The following is a 12,704-nucleotide window of genomic DNA, read 5'->3' as shown; positions in this document are numbered from 1 at the left end:
CTGGGTGGCCTCCAGCTCGCCCACCTTGGCCTCCAGGCCATCCACCCGGCCGCGCAGCACGGCGAGTTCCTTCTCGAACTCGGCCATCAGGCGCTTGAGCTCGTCGGTCACCTCGGTGATCCGGTCGAGGCAGGCGTTCAGCAGGGCCGCCGCTTCATAGCGGGTCATGGCCTGGCCGCCCTTGTAGGTGCCGTTGGGATAGCCGGCGACGCAGCCGTAGCGCTCGATCAGGTTCGAGAGCGCCTGGTAGGCCCAGTCGGTGGGCTTGACGTCGGAGAACTGGTTGATGCTGGTGACCTGCTCCTGGCTCTGGCCCGCCGCGCTCCTGGCGTAGCGGTTGACGGCCTCCAGGTTCAGCTCGCCGGCGCTGGCCGCGAGCGGGGCCAGGGGGGCCAGCAGGCCGGCGGTGGCGGCGGGAATCAGGTGACGCAGGGGAAGGCCCATGGAGATCGAAGCGTTGACGAAGGAAGGGAAGGGGCACCGATCGGGCCGGCACCGGAACGCCGGCTGGAGAGCGGGAAGGGACCCTCCAGCAGAGACGCGCTTGAACAGGAAAGACCTGAGAACGATAATAGTTATCAGCACCAGATCCCTTGGCCTGGACCGGTTCTCCCGCCGGCAGGAGCGCCGTCGCCATCCGCCCCATCCTGGTCCGGCGCCGCTGCGGAGGGCCACCACCAAAGGAACAGGGGGTGGTGACATCGGGTACGTGCCGGGGTCCCCTGGCGTCAGCTTCTGCGGCGCGCCGGGGGGACAGTGACAGCAGCCGCCCCTTCCCGCCCATGGCACCGACCTGCCGCTGGCGCCCAGCCCTGGCCCTGGGCCTGCCGCTCTGCCTGGGTCTGGCCCTCTCCAGCCCTGGCCCTGGGCCTGCCGCTCTGCCTGGGTCTGGCCCTCTCCGCCTGTGGCCCGCGCCCCGGTACGGCGGCGCCGACGGAGCGGGCCGTGGCCCAGTCCTTCGTGGAGAGGGTGGTCCTGCCGAACTACACCCAGCTGGTGGCGCAGACGGCGGCCCTGCAGGAGGCGATCCAGCGCCTCAGCGAAAACCCTTCCGATGCGCAGCTGGCGGCCACCCGTCAGGCCTGGCTGGCGGCGCGGCGGACCTGGGAGACGAGTGAAAGCTGGGCCTTCGGCCCTGCCGAGACCAACGGCTTCGACGGGGCCATGGACGACTGGCCCGTCAACGGCAAGGACCTCGCCACCGCGCTGGGCCGCCGACGCTTCGGTCCCGACACCTTCGCCGCCCTCAGCGAGACCGCCAAGGGGTTCCATGGCATCGAGTGGGTGCTCTACGGCGGCCGCACCGGCACGCCGCCCACCGCCGCCCAGCTCACCCCGGGTGAACGGGCCTACCTGCGCCTCGCGGCCGAGGATCTGCACCGTCAGGCGGCGGGGTTGCTGGCCAGCTGGTCGGGTCCTGAGGGCTTCGGCGCCCGGTTCAGCAGCCCCGGGGAAGCCGGCGCCGCCGTGCAGGAGATGCTGCAGGGGGTCATCGGTCTGCTGCAGGAAGGGGGCGACGAGAAGCTCGGCCAACCGTTGAAAACCCGCGATCCCCGCGCCCTCGAGAGTGCCGACAGCGGCAACACCCAGGCGGACCTGGTGGCCAATGTGGAAGGGGCCCGCCGGGTGCTGATGGCCACCGGTCTGGTCGAGCTGATCCGCAGTCGTGACCCCGACCTGGCCCGCCAGATCGACCGCGAGAGCGCCGCGGCGGTGGCGATGGCCAGGGGGTTGCCCGACCCCCTCCATGGCGCCCTCTCCGATCCCACCGCCCGCCAGGCGATGGAGGCGCTGATCAGCCAGCTGCACAGCACGGCGAAGCTGGTGGAGCGCTCGGTGCCGCTGCTGTCCTGATGGCCCGTCCCTTCCGCGTTCTGCGGCGCGTCCTGCTGGCCGGGCTGGCCCTGGCCGTGGTGCTCGGGCTCGGCCTGCGGCAGGCCTGGGGGGGCGCCGATCCCCAGCAGGCCGCCGGAGCGATGACGGTGGCCAACCGCACCTCGGCCGCCTTCGAGCAACCGGCCGCCGGCCTCACCCCCGCGGAACTGGAGCGCCACCGGGTGGCCGATGTGCTGTTCGATCGCACCCACGTGCCCCTGGAAGGTGCCCCCGGGGCGGGTCTGGGGCCCCGCTTCAATGCCGCCTCCTGCATCGCCTGCCATGTGCGCAACGGCAGGGGCCGGCCGCTGATGGGGGAATCCCTGGTGCGGGTGGCGCTGCGGAACGGGCAGCCGGTGCCGGGCCTCGGCCACCAGGTGCGGGACCGCGCCGTGTTCGGCGCCCGGCCGGATGCGGCCGTGACGGTGGCCTGGCGGGAGCGGGAGGGCCGGCGCCGGCCGGAGGTCCGGCTGGAGGGTGACGCGTCCCGCGACCTGTCCGAGCGGTCGGTGGCCCGCTCCCTCCGGGTGGCGCCACCCCTGGTCGGCCTGGGCCTGCTGGAGGCGGTGCCGGAGGAGGCGATCCTGGCGCTCGCCGATCCCGACGACCGCGACGGTGACGGCATCTCGGGCCGGCCCCACTGGCTGGAGGAGGGGACGGGGGCGCCGCGGCTGGGGCGTTTCGGCTGGAAAGCGGGCGCCGCCACGGTGCGCGATCAGACCGCCGACGCCTTCCTGAACGACATGGGCCTCACCTCACCGGTTCGGCCGGACGGTGCGCGGGTGGTCGACATCACGGAGCGGGAGCTGACCCTCGTGACCTACTACAGCCAGACCCTGGGCGCCCCGCGCACCGCCCTGCCCGCCTCCAGCGCGGTGGTCCAGCGGGGCCGGGAGCTGTTCGACACCCTGGCCTGCGCCCGCTGCCATGTGCCGCAGCTGACCACCGGCCGTTCCCCCGGGGCGGTGGCCGGAGCGATCAACGGCCAGCCGATCTGGCCCTACACCGATCTGCTGCTCCACGACATGGGCCCCGGCCTCAACGACGGGGTGGCCGAGAAGGGGGCACCGGGCCAGGAATGGCGCACGGCGCCGCTCTGGGGCCTCGGTCTGGCCCAGCGGGTGAACGGGTCGGTGGGGTTCCTCCACGACGGCCGGGCCCGCAGCATCGAAGAGGCGATTCTCTGGCATGGGGGGGAGGCGGCCGCCGCCCGGGAGCGTTTCACGGCCCTGGCCCCGGAACAGCGGCGCCGCTTGCTGGGCTGGCTGCAGCAGCTCTGAGGCTCCGCCAGCCTCAGAGGGCGAACAGGGCGTCGTAGCGGCCGTACTCCGGTTTGCGCAGGCCTTCGACCGCCAGCATCCGCCGCAGCTGGATGATCTCGGCGCGCTGGGCCACGATCACGTTGCGCGCGAAGCGCCGGATCGTGGGATTGGTGCTTCTGGCCAGGGCGTCGTGGGCCATGATCAGCGCCCCGCCATGGTGATGGAGCATCCCCTCCAGGAACCAGACGACCCGGTTGTCCGGGGTGGGTGCATCCCCCGTCATCCGCATCCCGTCGATCTGGGCCTGGCTCATGCGGGTGAGGCCGCCAAGGGTGTTCGGGTCGCCGCCGCTGGCCAGGGCCACCGGATACACGGGAGCCTGGGGATACCACGCCTTGCGCCACAGCCCCATGGCCCGGATCTCGTTGGCCTGGTCGCGCCAGATCGCCTTGCCCAGGGCCCCCACCCCGGGTGCCCCGATGCCGAAGACGAACTCGCTCATCCGCAGGGCGCCGGTGTGGTGCTGCACCATCCCGTCGATGAAGCGCAGGTCGTAGGTGGCCCCGGCGGGGCCCACGTCATGGGCATGGCCGGCGTGGTCCGGTGCGGTGCCGGCCGGGGGGGTGTGATGGTGCTGGTGATGGTCGTGGTTCATGCCGCCGTGATCCTGCGCCAGGGCGGGGTGGGTCAGCGCCAAGGCGCCGAGGATCCCGAGCGCGGCGACGGAAAGGCGGCGGTGGAACATGGGATCTCGGGAAGTATCCCAACCGTATGGTCTCCCCCCGGCAGGAGAGTCAAGGATCCTGCGCGCACCCCATCGCCGGGCCGGCCCCGGCCGCCGCGGCCGCGATGATTGCCCGGGTGGAGGCCTCCACCTCCCCGGCCACCGCCGCCAGGGAGGGATCGGCCGAGAGGCCCGCCAGCATCACCCCGGGGCGGAGCATGCCGATGCGCGTCCTGCCGGCTTCGGTGTAAACCGAGATCCGGCAGGGCAGCGCCATGTTGAGCGCCATCGTGTTGGCGAGCACCGCAGCGGCCTGCAGGGGATTGCACACCTCGAAGATGCGGCATTCCTCTGGGAAGGCCAGGCCCTTGCGGCGCAGCGTCTGGCCCAGGTCATGCACGGCGAGTACGCCGAAGCCGTGGTCCGGCACCGCCTGCAGCAGGGACGCGCAGGCCTCCTCGAAGGATTTCGCGGACTCGAGAATGAAGAACGGATCCATGGATAGGGCCTGGCGGGTTCAGGGTGTCCCGTACCAGCGCCGGTACCACCCGGCCATCTGCGCGATCTCCGCGCTCTGGACCTTCACCATCGCCTGCTGCAGGGCCAGCAGCTCGGGATGCTGGCTGCCGGTCTGGGCCATCGAGGCCATCATCACGCCCATGCGGTGGTGGGGAATCATCTGCTCGATGAAGGCGCGGTCGAAGTCGGGGGCGTTCTTCAGCCAAGCGATATCGGTGCCCGTCCCGCCCATACCCATCCCGGCCATCCCTCCGCCGTGGCCCATCGCTCCGCCCCACGTGGGCACATTGCCTCCGAACCAGGCGCGGTACCAGGCCCGCATCTGGGCGTTCTCCTCGGTCTGGCTGGCCTTGATGCTGCCGGCCAGAGCCCTGATCTCCGGTCGTTTCGCCCGGGTCAGGGCCAGGTCCGCCATGGCGATCGCGCCGTCATGGTGGGGGATCATCATCACGATGAAGTGCTGATCCATCACTGGACGGGCCATCCGGCCCGGCCCACCGGCCGGTGGAGCCATCGCGGCCGGGGGGGCCGGGGGGGCCGGAAACGCCGGAGCCCCCAGGGCCAGGATCAGCGCGCCGAGCCCGGCGGCAGCGGCGCGGCGGGCCGCCGGATGGGTCCGGCAGCATGGGAAGCATGGAGGGTTCATCGGCGCGTCTCCGGGGCCTTTCATCAGCATGGGCAGGGAACAGGCTGCCGATGCGGTTCCGGGGCCTCAGACGCGAAGGTTGGGGCAGATCACCTCGCTGTCTTTGGGCGGATGGTTCTGCCAGCCGGCCAGCAGTCCCACCAGTTCCTTCCTGAGCTGGCGCAGTTCCTGGATCTGGCCATCGATCCGATCGATCTGGCGTTCCAGTTGCCTCTGGATGTCGCCGCAGGGCAATTCCCCGGCGTCGTGAACCGCCAGACAGCCCTGAATCTCCTCCAGGCTGAGCCCCAGGGTCTTGAGGCGACGGATGAACTCCAGCCGCTGCAGGCTTTCGTCGGCAAACAGGCGGTAGCCGCCCTCGCTGCGGCCGATCGCCGGCAACAGTCCCAGATCCTCGTAGTAGCGCAGGGTCTTGACGGTCATCCCGCTGCGGCGGGCCAGCACGCCGATCTTCATGCCGCTGGCATGCACGGACCTAACTCTCCGCTTCTAAGGAGAGTCTAGGCGGGTCGCCACCGGAGCGGACGGCGTCGCCTCCGGGGCCCTCGCCGCCGCCCGGGACCGCTCAGCCCTTGCCGTTGGCCAGTTTGGCGGCGGCATCACTGACTTTCCTGGCTACAGCCTTGGCGCCCTCCTTGAGATCCTCGGCCACATTCATGGCCGAGGCCTGGACCTGTTTGGCCTTGCCCTTGATCTGGTGGCCGGTGTCGCCGGTCAGATCACCCAGGGCTGATTCAAGTCTGCCTTCGGCATCCTTGGCGGCGGCGTTGTTCTTGTTGGTCATGGTTCCGTTGGTGATGGGTCTCGATGCTGTGCAGACCGTCAGGAACAATCCCGAGGGTTGGTGTCGATGTCTGTCCCTCCTCGCACCCCTGGAAGCTGCCTCTCCAACCTAGTGAATCCTGCCGGATCCGGGTGTCGCATGGGGCTACCATGGACTGCTGGAACGCCGGACGGATCCAACAGATGAGTGCTGGCAAGGAAGGCTGGATGATCACGAACGATGATGCTCCTGATGCAGTCTGCAGCAGTCATCTGCATCCTCAAGGCTTCGGCCGATTCTTCTGGCCATTCCTACGGCCCTACGGCCATCCCGCTTCCATTCCACCTTTCTCCGGTGCTGCAGATTAGCAGCCTGATGTTGCACCACAGAGGCGGTCGTCCTGTGAAAGAGTGGTCTCAGCGGGGCCTGAACGATGGCACAACCCTTGGTGCAACAGGGTATGGGAGCCCGTCCCTGTTTGGATGGCGTGGCGTTCCGGGTCTGGGCACCCCATGCCAGCGGAGTCTCCGTCGTCGCCACCTTCAACGACTGGGACGCCAGCGCCCATCCGATGCAATCAGAGCCGCGCGGTTATTGGTATGTCTTCGTTGAGCGCGCCAGGATCGGCGACCACTTCAGGTACCAGCTGTCCACCGAATGGGGTGCGATCAGGCGCATCGATCCCTATGCCCGTGAGGTCACCCACTCGGCCGGAGACGCGATCGTTCATGATCCCAGTTTTCCCTGGGACGATGCGGCATTTTCCTGCCCGCCATGGAATGAACTGGTCCTCTATGAACTGCATGTCGGCACGTTCAACGATGATACGCTGAGCCAGCCGGGTCAGTTCCCATCCGTCACGGCCAGGCTCGACCATCTGAAGCGGCTGGGAATCAATGCCCTCGAGATCATGCCCGTCGGGCAGTTCGCCGGTAACCGCTCATGGGGCTACAACCCCTCCCAGATCTTTGCCGTTGATTCAGACTATGGCGGCTCCCTGGGGCTGAAGTGTTTCATCCAGCAGGCCCATCAGGCCGGGATCGCGGTGATCCTGGATGTTGTGTTTAATCACTTCGGCCCGAGTGATCTCGACCTCTGGAAATTCGATGGTTGGTCGGAGAATGGCAAAGGTGGCATCTATTTCTATAATGATCATCGTGCGCACACGCCCTGGGGGGAGACCCGGCCTGATTATGGACGCGGCGAGGTTCGTCAGTACATCCTCGACAATGTGCGCATGTGGCTCGAGGACTACCACCTCGATGGCCTTCGCTTCGACAGCACCGGCTTCATCCACTGCATCGGCGATGCTGGATCCGAGGAGATTCCGGATGGCTGGAGCCTCCTGCAGGCCATCAACGACACGGTGGCCCGGGATTTTCCCGGCCGGATCACCATCGCGGAAGACATGCGCAGCAATGCCTGGATCACCAAGGATGTCGGGGCTGGTGGGGCAGGGTTCGGATCCCAGTGGGATCCTCACTTTGTTCAGCCGATCCGCCACGCCGTCATCACGGCCATGGACGAAGACCGCGGCCTCGAGAGCATCCGGGACGCGATCCTGCACCGTTACAACGACGATGCCTTTGAGCGTGTCATCTACAGCGAATCACATGATGACGTGGCCAACGGCCAGTCCCGACTTCCTCAGGATGTCAATCCGGGGGATCCCACCGGCTGGTATGCCCAGAAGCGCTCCACCCTGGCCGCGGCCCTGGTGTTCACCTCGCCGGGCATTCCGATGCTCTTCCAGGGGCAGGAGTTTCTCGAGGGCGGCTGGTTCCGCGATTCAGTCCCCGTCGACTGGGATCAACAGCAGGAGTTTCGCGGCATCGTCCGTCTGTATCGGGATCTGATCCGGCTGCGATGCAACGGCGAGGGGGTGACCCAGTGCCTCTGCGGCCAGTTCACGCAGGTCTTTCACCTCAACGGCGAGCGGCGGGTGCTGGCCTTTCAGCGCTGGAACCGGGGCGGTCCCGGTGATGACGTGGTGGTGATCGCCAACTTCTCCCACCAGCCCCTCGACGACTGCCGCGTGGGTCTGCCCGCCGCCGGGACTTGGACGCTGCGTTTCAACAGTGACTGGCATGGCTACAGCGACAGCTTCGCCGGCCACCCGAGCGGTGACGTGGAAGCTGTTCCCGGCGACTGGGACGGACTCCCCTGCCACGCCAACTTCAGCATTGGCCCCTACAGTGCCTTGATCTATTCCCAGTGATCGGGGCTCCACGCTCCTGCGCCGACCCCGCCAGGTTGGTGGTGGCAAGCAAGCATCCCTGGCCCGAGGTCGTCACGTTGCAGCACGAACCCCTCCTGGGGGCCGAAGATCCTCCTGTCTTCCGCATTGTCAACCCCGCTGGGCGCTCGGCGGTCCTGCTCACGGCCGACCACGCCGGCCGCGCCATTCCCCGGCGCCTCGGCGACCTGGGCCTGAGCGATCGGCAGCTCGCCAGCCATGGGGCCTGGGATCTGGGCGTGGACGGGCTGGGCCTGCTGCTGGCGGCGCGGCTCGACGCCTTTCTGATCCTGCACAATTATTCCCGGCTGGTGATCGACGCCAACCGGCCGCCCCTGGCGCCGGATTCGATTGTCAGCCACTGCGAGCAGAGCGTCATCGCCGCCAACGTGACCATCGATACGGCCGGGCGACGGCGACGGCTGGAGGAGCTCTTCCACCCCTACCACCGCCGCATTGCCGCCGAGCTGGAGACGCGGCAGGGACAGGCCCGGCCAAGCGTCCTGGTCACCCTGCACAGCTTCACGCCGGTGCTCGGCGAGGACGTGCGTCCCTGGCACGTGGGGGTGCTCCATGGCCGGGACGGCCGTCTGGCCAGGCGGGTGCGTGAGGGCCTCCAGCGTGAACCGGGGCTGCGGGTGGGGGACAACCAGCCCTATGCCGTCAGCGACGCCAGCGACCACACCCTCGTGGTGCACGGGGAGGGGCGGCGGATTCCCCATGTGGAGCTGGAGGTGCGCCAGGACCTGCTCGCCAGCGAGAGTGGCCGCCAGGCCTGGGCACGGCGACTGGCCGGGGTGCTGGAGAACGCCCTGGCGGAGGGGTTCCCGTCGCACCCGGAGGGCCCGGCCTCCATAAGGTGAGACATGGACACACCACCGAGCCCACCGGCGCCACCGCTTCACCCGATCGAGATCCAGGTGGGATTCGATGTGGTGCTGCGCTTTCCCGCCCCGACGCCCCTGATCGTGACCCTGGGGGTGCACGCCAGCCGGGCCGGCGATCTGCTGGAGCCCGACCTGCTGCAGGTGGATCCGCCGGTGCCGCTGCGCCCGTATGTGGACTCCTTCGGCAACCACTGCCAGCGCCTGGTGGCGCCGGCCGGGGAGCTGCGCCTGCACGGCCATGGGGTGGTGGCGGATTCCGGTCGGCCCGATCCGGTGCTGCCCTGGCTGACGCAGCAGCCGGTGGAGGACCTGCCGGAGGAGACCCTGCTGTTTCTGCTGGCCAGCCGCTTCTGCGAGTCCGATCTGCTGTCGCCGCTCGCCTGGTCACGGTTCGAGGCGGTCCCGGGCGGCTGGGAGCGGGTGCAGGCGATCTGCGATTTCGTCCATCAGCACGTGCGCTTCGACTACGGGCGCTCCAGCCCGACGAAGTCGGCCCTGCAGACCTTCGAAAGCCGGGAGGGGGTGTGCCGTGACTTCGCCCACCTGGCCATCGCCCTCTGCCGCTGCATGAACATCCCGGCGCGATACTGCACCGGTTATCTGAGCGATATCGAGGTGCCGCCGCCCCACACGGCCATGGACTTCCATGCCTGGTTCGAGGTCTACCTCGGCGACGGCTGGCACGTGTTCGACCCGCGCAACAACCCCCCCCGCATCGGCCGGATCCTGATGGCCCGGGGCCGGGATGCCGCCGACGTGGCCCTCACCACCAGCTTCGGCCCGTCCGAGCTGGTGTCGTTCCAGGTGTGGACGGCATGACCTATTGCGTGGCGGTGCTCCTGGAGAGTGGCATGGTGTTCGCCTCCGATTCCCGCACCAATGCGGGGCTGGATGATTTCGCCAGCTTCTGCAAGATGACCGTGTTCGAGCGCAAGGGCGACCGGGTGCTCGTCCTGCTCAGCTCCGGCAGCCTGGCCGGCACCCAGGCGGTGATCGGCCTGCTGCGACAGCGGGCCGAGGACGGCGACGGGGAGCCCAGCGTCTGGACGGCCCGGACCATGTTCGATGTGATGGTGCTGGTGTCGGATGCGGTGCGGGCGATCGAGCAGCGCGATGGCCCGTACCTGAAGGCCTCCGGCTCCAGCTTCAACGCCTCCTTCCTGGTGGGCGGCCAGATCAGGGGCGAGGCGCCGCGGCTGTTCCGCATGTATGCGGAGGGCAACTTCATCGAGGCCGGCGAGGACACGCCCTTCCTGCAGACGGGTGAGGCGAAGTACGGCAAGCCGATCATCGACCGGGTCATCCATTCCGACACGACGCTGGCAGAGGCCTCCAAGTGCGTGCTGGTGTCGTTCGATTCGACCATGCGCAGCAACCTGTCGGTGGGGATGCCCATCGACCTGCTCGTCTACGAGAAGGACCGCTTCGAGATCCTCCACCGCCGCCGCTTCAGTGAGGGGGACGCTTACTTCAAGGACCTCAGCGCCGAGTGGAGCGTGGGGGTGCGCAAGGTGTTCCGGGAGCTGCCGGAACTGGTCTGGTAGGTGGCCCCCGCCCCCGCAGGCGACCCCCCACCGCTGGTGCTGATCCACGGGATGTGGGACACCCCCCGTCTGTTTGATCCCCTGCAGCGACTGCTGGCGGGGCGCCGCGGGCCCCTGCTGATGCCCCATCTGCCCCATCGTTTCGGGCTCACGCCGATCGAGGAGCAGGCCGACCTGCTCGGCCTCCACATCGAAGCGGCCTTTGGTGCCCAGCAGCCCGTCGATCTGCTGGGCTTCTCCATGGGCGGGGTGATCGCCCGGACCTGGATCCAGTTGCGGGGCGGCCATCGGCGCACGCGGCGGCTGATCAGCGTCGGCAGCCCCCAGCAGGGCACCCTCACCGCCGGTCCCTGGCCCAGCTGGCCGCTGGCCGGGATCGCCGACCTCAAGGCGGGCAGCCCCCTGCTGGTGCGCCTCAACAGCCAGCTGGCCACCCTGGAGCCGGTGGAGTGCTGCAGCTTTTACTGCCATCCGGACCTGATGGTGATGCCGGCCTGGCGAGCCGTGCTGCCGCTCGGCCCGGGCCACTGCATGCCGGTGCGCTACCACCACCAGCTGATGACCCACCCGGCCGCCCTGCGGGCTTTGGTGGATGAACTGCTGAGGCCGGATCCGGGAGGACCGGGTCCGGGGCTTCCAGGCTGATTGCCGTTTATCTTGTCGTGTCTTCTCAATCCGGCGACAACCGATGGACCTTGTCGCCATTTCCCTTGTGGTGCGCTGGCTGCTGGGCTGGGCGCTCTGTTTGAGGCTGTTCCGGCTTCCCGAGGCCGAGCTCCAGGGACGTCCTTCCGTTTCCGTGCTGATTCCCGCCCGCGATGAGGAAGGCACCCTCCCGAATCTTCTGCCGGCGCTCCAGGCGCAGACCTTCACCCCCCTGGAAGTGATCGTGATCGACGATCACTCCAGCGATCGCACCGCGGCGATCGCGACGGCCTCCGGGGCGAGAGTGGTCCAACCGCCTCCTCTGGCGCACGGGTGGTGCGGCAAGACCTGGGCACTGCACCACGGCGCCAGGGCCAGCAAGGGCGAGATCCTCGTTTTCCTCGATGCCGACACCGAGCCCCATCCCGCCTTTCTGGCTCGGCTGGTGGCGGCCCAGCAGCAACTGGGAGGGCTTGTGTCGGTGCAGCCGTTCCATCGCACCGAAAAGGCCTACGAGCAGCTCTCGATCCTGTTCAGCCTCGTGGGGTTGATGGCGGTGCCCATGGGGCAGGGCTGCGGCGTGGCGTTCGGTCCGGCCATGGCCACCAGCCGTGTTGACTACGACCGGGTGGGGGGCCATGAAGCCGTGGCCGGCAAGGTGGTGGAGGACTGGTTCATGGGCCATCTGTACGAGAAGGCCGGTCTGCCGGTGAGTGCCTTTATCGGCGACGGACTCATCGAGTACCGCATGTATCCCGGCGGATTTCACGACATGGTGACGGGCTTCGCCAAAAATTTCGCCACTGCCGCCGGTGAGGTGCGATGGGCCTGGATGCTGGCGGTGCTGCTGTGGATCTCCGGCCTGTTCTGGGCCGCCTGGTGCCTGCCGGCGTCCCTGCTGGGGTGGCCACTGATGGGTCAGCCTGCCGTTCTCCCCAATCTGCTGCTCTACCTCGCCTTTGCCGTGCAGCTGGTCGCTCTCACCAGGCGCGTGGGGAACTTCGCCTGGATCTGCCTGGTGTTTCCGATTCCTGTTCTGTTTTTCCTGGCGGTGTTCGTCCTGGCGATCCTGAATCTCCAACGGGGCACGATCGAATGGAAGGGCAGGCAGTTTCCAACGCGCTAGCGGCTCTGGCCTGTGCCCTGGGCTGGCTGCTGTGGTCGGTGCTGATCGGTGGGCTGGCCCACGGCCTGCCCCAGGCGGCCCTGGAGGGCGACAGCTGGCTCACCAGGCCGCGCCCCTGGCCGGAGACGAAAGAGGTGTATGAGCGGCGTCTGGGGATCCTGCGCTGGAAGTCCCTGCTTCCGGATGCCGGCGCCGCCCTGCCGGGAGGGGTGCGCAAGAACAGCCTGGTCAGCCGTGATCCTGCCACCTTGCAGCGCCTCGTTGAGGAGACCAGGCGAGCCGAACTGGTGCACCTGGCCATCTGGCCCTTCTGGATCGTGACGGCCCTCTGGCTGCCGCCCGCCGGTGTGCTCATCAACCTGGTCTTTGCGACCCTGTTCAACCTGCCCTGCCTCTGGCTTCAGCGTTACAACCGTCTGAGGCTTCAGCCTCTGCTGCTGACCATGCGGGACCGGGATTCTTCTGACCGCTGATGCC

Annotated in this window: 15 protein-coding genes; 9 read left to right on the top strand and 6 right to left on the bottom strand. The window is 68.5% G+C overall.

Features of this window, described 5'->3' with window-relative positions; translation table 11 throughout:
• On the bottom strand, positions 1–444 hold a 444-nt coding region (locus tag L107_RS03165; RefSeq protein ID WP_159816409.1), incomplete at its 3' end, for an iron uptake porin.
• A 501-nt stretch (positions 445–945) separates the two neighbouring features.
• On the opposite strand from L107_RS03165, the gene L107_RS03160 reads away from it, so the two are divergent.
• Both L107_RS03160 and L107_RS16875 read left to right on the top strand, forming a co-directional pair.
• On the top strand, positions 946–1,854 hold the full coding sequence (locus L107_RS03160) for an imelysin family protein (protein ID WP_159816408.1): 909 nt from the start codon (positions 946–948) through the stop codon (positions 1,852–1,854).
• The gene (locus tag L107_RS16875; RefSeq protein ID WP_159816407.1) at positions 1,854–3,155 is read left to right on the top strand and encodes a di-heme oxidoredictase family protein; all 1,302 of its coding nucleotides are present in this window, start codon (positions 1,854–1,856) and stop codon (positions 3,153–3,155) included. Before L107_RS03160 ends, L107_RS16875 begins: the two co-directional genes overlap by 1 nt.
• A 13-nt stretch (positions 3,156–3,168) precedes the next feature.
• Here L107_RS16875 and L107_RS03150 read toward each other — a convergent pair whose 3' ends face one another.
• From L107_RS03150 to L107_RS03130, 5 genes are all read right to left on the bottom strand, one after another.
• On the bottom strand, positions 3,169–3,882 hold the full coding sequence (locus L107_RS03150; protein WP_159816406.1) for a DUF305 domain-containing protein: 714 nt from the start codon (positions 3,880–3,882) through the stop codon (positions 3,169–3,171).
• A gap of 49 nt (positions 3,883–3,931) precedes the next feature.
• Entirely contained in the window at positions 3,932–4,360 is a 429-nt protein-coding gene (locus tag L107_RS03145) for a DUF302 domain-containing protein (RefSeq protein WP_159816405.1), read from the bottom strand.
• A gap of 18 nt (positions 4,361–4,378) precedes the next feature.
• Entirely contained in the window at positions 4,379–4,849 is a 471-nt protein-coding gene (locus tag L107_RS03140; RefSeq protein WP_236550479.1) for a DUF305 domain-containing protein, read from the bottom strand.
• 243 nt (positions 4,850–5,092) lie between these two features.
• Positions 5,093–5,497, bottom strand: coding sequence for a heavy metal-responsive transcriptional regulator (locus L107_RS03135; RefSeq protein ID WP_236550478.1), 405 nt, complete (start codon positions 5,495–5,497; stop codon positions 5,093–5,095).
• 94 nt (positions 5,498–5,591) lie between these two features.
• The gene (locus tag L107_RS03130) at positions 5,592–5,810 is read right to left on the bottom strand and encodes a CsbD family protein (RefSeq protein WP_159816403.1); all 219 of its coding nucleotides are present in this window, start codon (positions 5,808–5,810) and stop codon (positions 5,592–5,594) included.
• Positions 5,811–6,222: 412 nt separating this feature from the next.
• Between L107_RS03130 and L107_RS03125 the strand changes: the two genes are divergently transcribed.
• The 7 genes from L107_RS03125 to L107_RS03095 are packed head-to-tail and all read left to right on the top strand — an operon-like array spanning position 6,223 to position 12,700.
• Positions 6,223–8,007 (top strand): alpha-amylase family glycosyl hydrolase, encoded by a 1,785-nt coding sequence (locus tag L107_RS03125; RefSeq protein WP_370515341.1) that lies wholly within the window; start codon positions 6,223–6,225, stop codon positions 8,005–8,007.
• 41 nt (positions 8,008–8,048) lie between these two features.
• A complete protein-coding gene (locus L107_RS03120) occupies positions 8,049–8,888 on the top strand; it encodes an N-formylglutamate amidohydrolase (protein ID WP_236550476.1) in 840 nt (279 codons plus the stop codon).
• Between the two features lie 3 nt (positions 8,889–8,891).
• Positions 8,892–9,731 carry a transglutaminase family protein gene (locus L107_RS03115; protein WP_201295786.1) on the top strand — a complete coding sequence of 280 codons (840 nt, stop codon included), beginning with the start codon at positions 8,892–8,894 and terminating at the stop codon, positions 9,729–9,731.
• A complete protein-coding gene (locus L107_RS03110) occupies positions 9,728–10,456 on the top strand; it encodes a peptidase (RefSeq protein WP_159816402.1) in 729 nt (242 codons plus the stop codon). The genes L107_RS03115 and L107_RS03110 overlap by 4 nt, the downstream gene beginning before the upstream one ends.
• A 51-nt stretch (positions 10,457–10,507) precedes the next feature.
• Positions 10,508–11,101: a triacylglycerol lipase gene (locus L107_RS03105; RefSeq protein ID WP_159816421.1), complete on the top strand. Its 594-nt coding sequence runs from the start codon at positions 10,508–10,510 to the stop codon at positions 11,099–11,101.
• A gap of 43 nt (positions 11,102–11,144) precedes the next feature.
• Entirely contained in the window at positions 11,145–12,227 is a 1,083-nt protein-coding gene (locus tag L107_RS03100) for a glycosyltransferase family 2 protein (protein WP_159816401.1), read from the top strand.
• Positions 12,197–12,700 carry a hypothetical protein gene (locus L107_RS03095; RefSeq protein WP_159816400.1) on the top strand — a complete coding sequence of 168 codons (504 nt, stop codon included), beginning with the start codon at positions 12,197–12,199 and terminating at the stop codon, positions 12,698–12,700. Before L107_RS03100 ends, L107_RS03095 begins: the two co-directional genes overlap by 31 nt.
• The last annotated feature ends 4 nt before the right edge of the window (positions 12,701–12,704 follow it).

Source organism: Cyanobium sp. Copco_Reservoir_LC18 (assembly GCF_009834675.1).
GTDB classification, from domain to species: domain Bacteria; phylum Cyanobacteriota; class Cyanobacteriia; order PCC-6307; family Cyanobiaceae; genus Cyanobium; species Cyanobium minutissimum.
The sequence above is the reverse complement of the archived record's forward strand: the minus strand, read 5'-3'. Positions and strand labels throughout refer to the sequence as shown.

Bases quoted from the DNA above. Each gene is read 5' to 3' on its own strand.
- L107_RS03150 (WP_159816406.1), bottom strand. From the start codon at position 3,882: ATGTTCCACCGCCGCCTTTCCGTCGCCGCGCTCGGGATCCTCGGCGCC.
- L107_RS03110 (WP_159816402.1), top strand. From the start codon at position 9,728: ATGACCTATTGCGTGGCGGTGCTCCTGGAGAGTGGCATGGTGTTCGCC.
- L107_RS03125 (WP_370515341.1), top strand. From the start codon at position 6,223: ATGGCACAACCCTTGGTGCAACAGGGTATGGGAGCCCGTCCCTGTTTG.
- L107_RS16875 (WP_159816407.1), top strand. From the start codon at position 1,854: ATGGCCCGTCCCTTCCGCGTTCTGCGGCGCGTCCTGCTGGCCGGGCTG.
- L107_RS03115 (WP_201295786.1), top strand. From the start codon at position 8,892: ATGGACACACCACCGAGCCCACCGGCGCCACCGCTTCACCCGATCGAG.
- L107_RS03130 (WP_159816403.1), bottom strand. From the start codon at position 5,810: ATGACCAACAAGAACAACGCCGCCGCCAAGGATGCCGAAGGCAGACTT.
- L107_RS03095 (WP_159816400.1), top strand. From the start codon at position 12,197: ATGGAAGGGCAGGCAGTTTCCAACGCGCTAGCGGCTCTGGCCTGTGCC.
- L107_RS03140 (WP_236550479.1), bottom strand. From the start codon at position 4,849: ATGGATCAGCACTTCATCGTGATGATGATCCCCCACCATGACGGCGCG.
- L107_RS03100 (WP_159816401.1), top strand. From the start codon at position 11,145: ATGGACCTTGTCGCCATTTCCCTTGTGGTGCGCTGGCTGCTGGGCTGG.
- L107_RS03145 (WP_159816405.1), bottom strand. From the start codon at position 4,360: ATGGATCCGTTCTTCATTCTCGAGTCCGCGAAATCCTTCGAGGAGGCC.
- L107_RS03105 (WP_159816421.1), top strand. From the start codon at position 10,508: ATGTGGGACACCCCCCGTCTGTTTGATCCCCTGCAGCGACTGCTGGCG.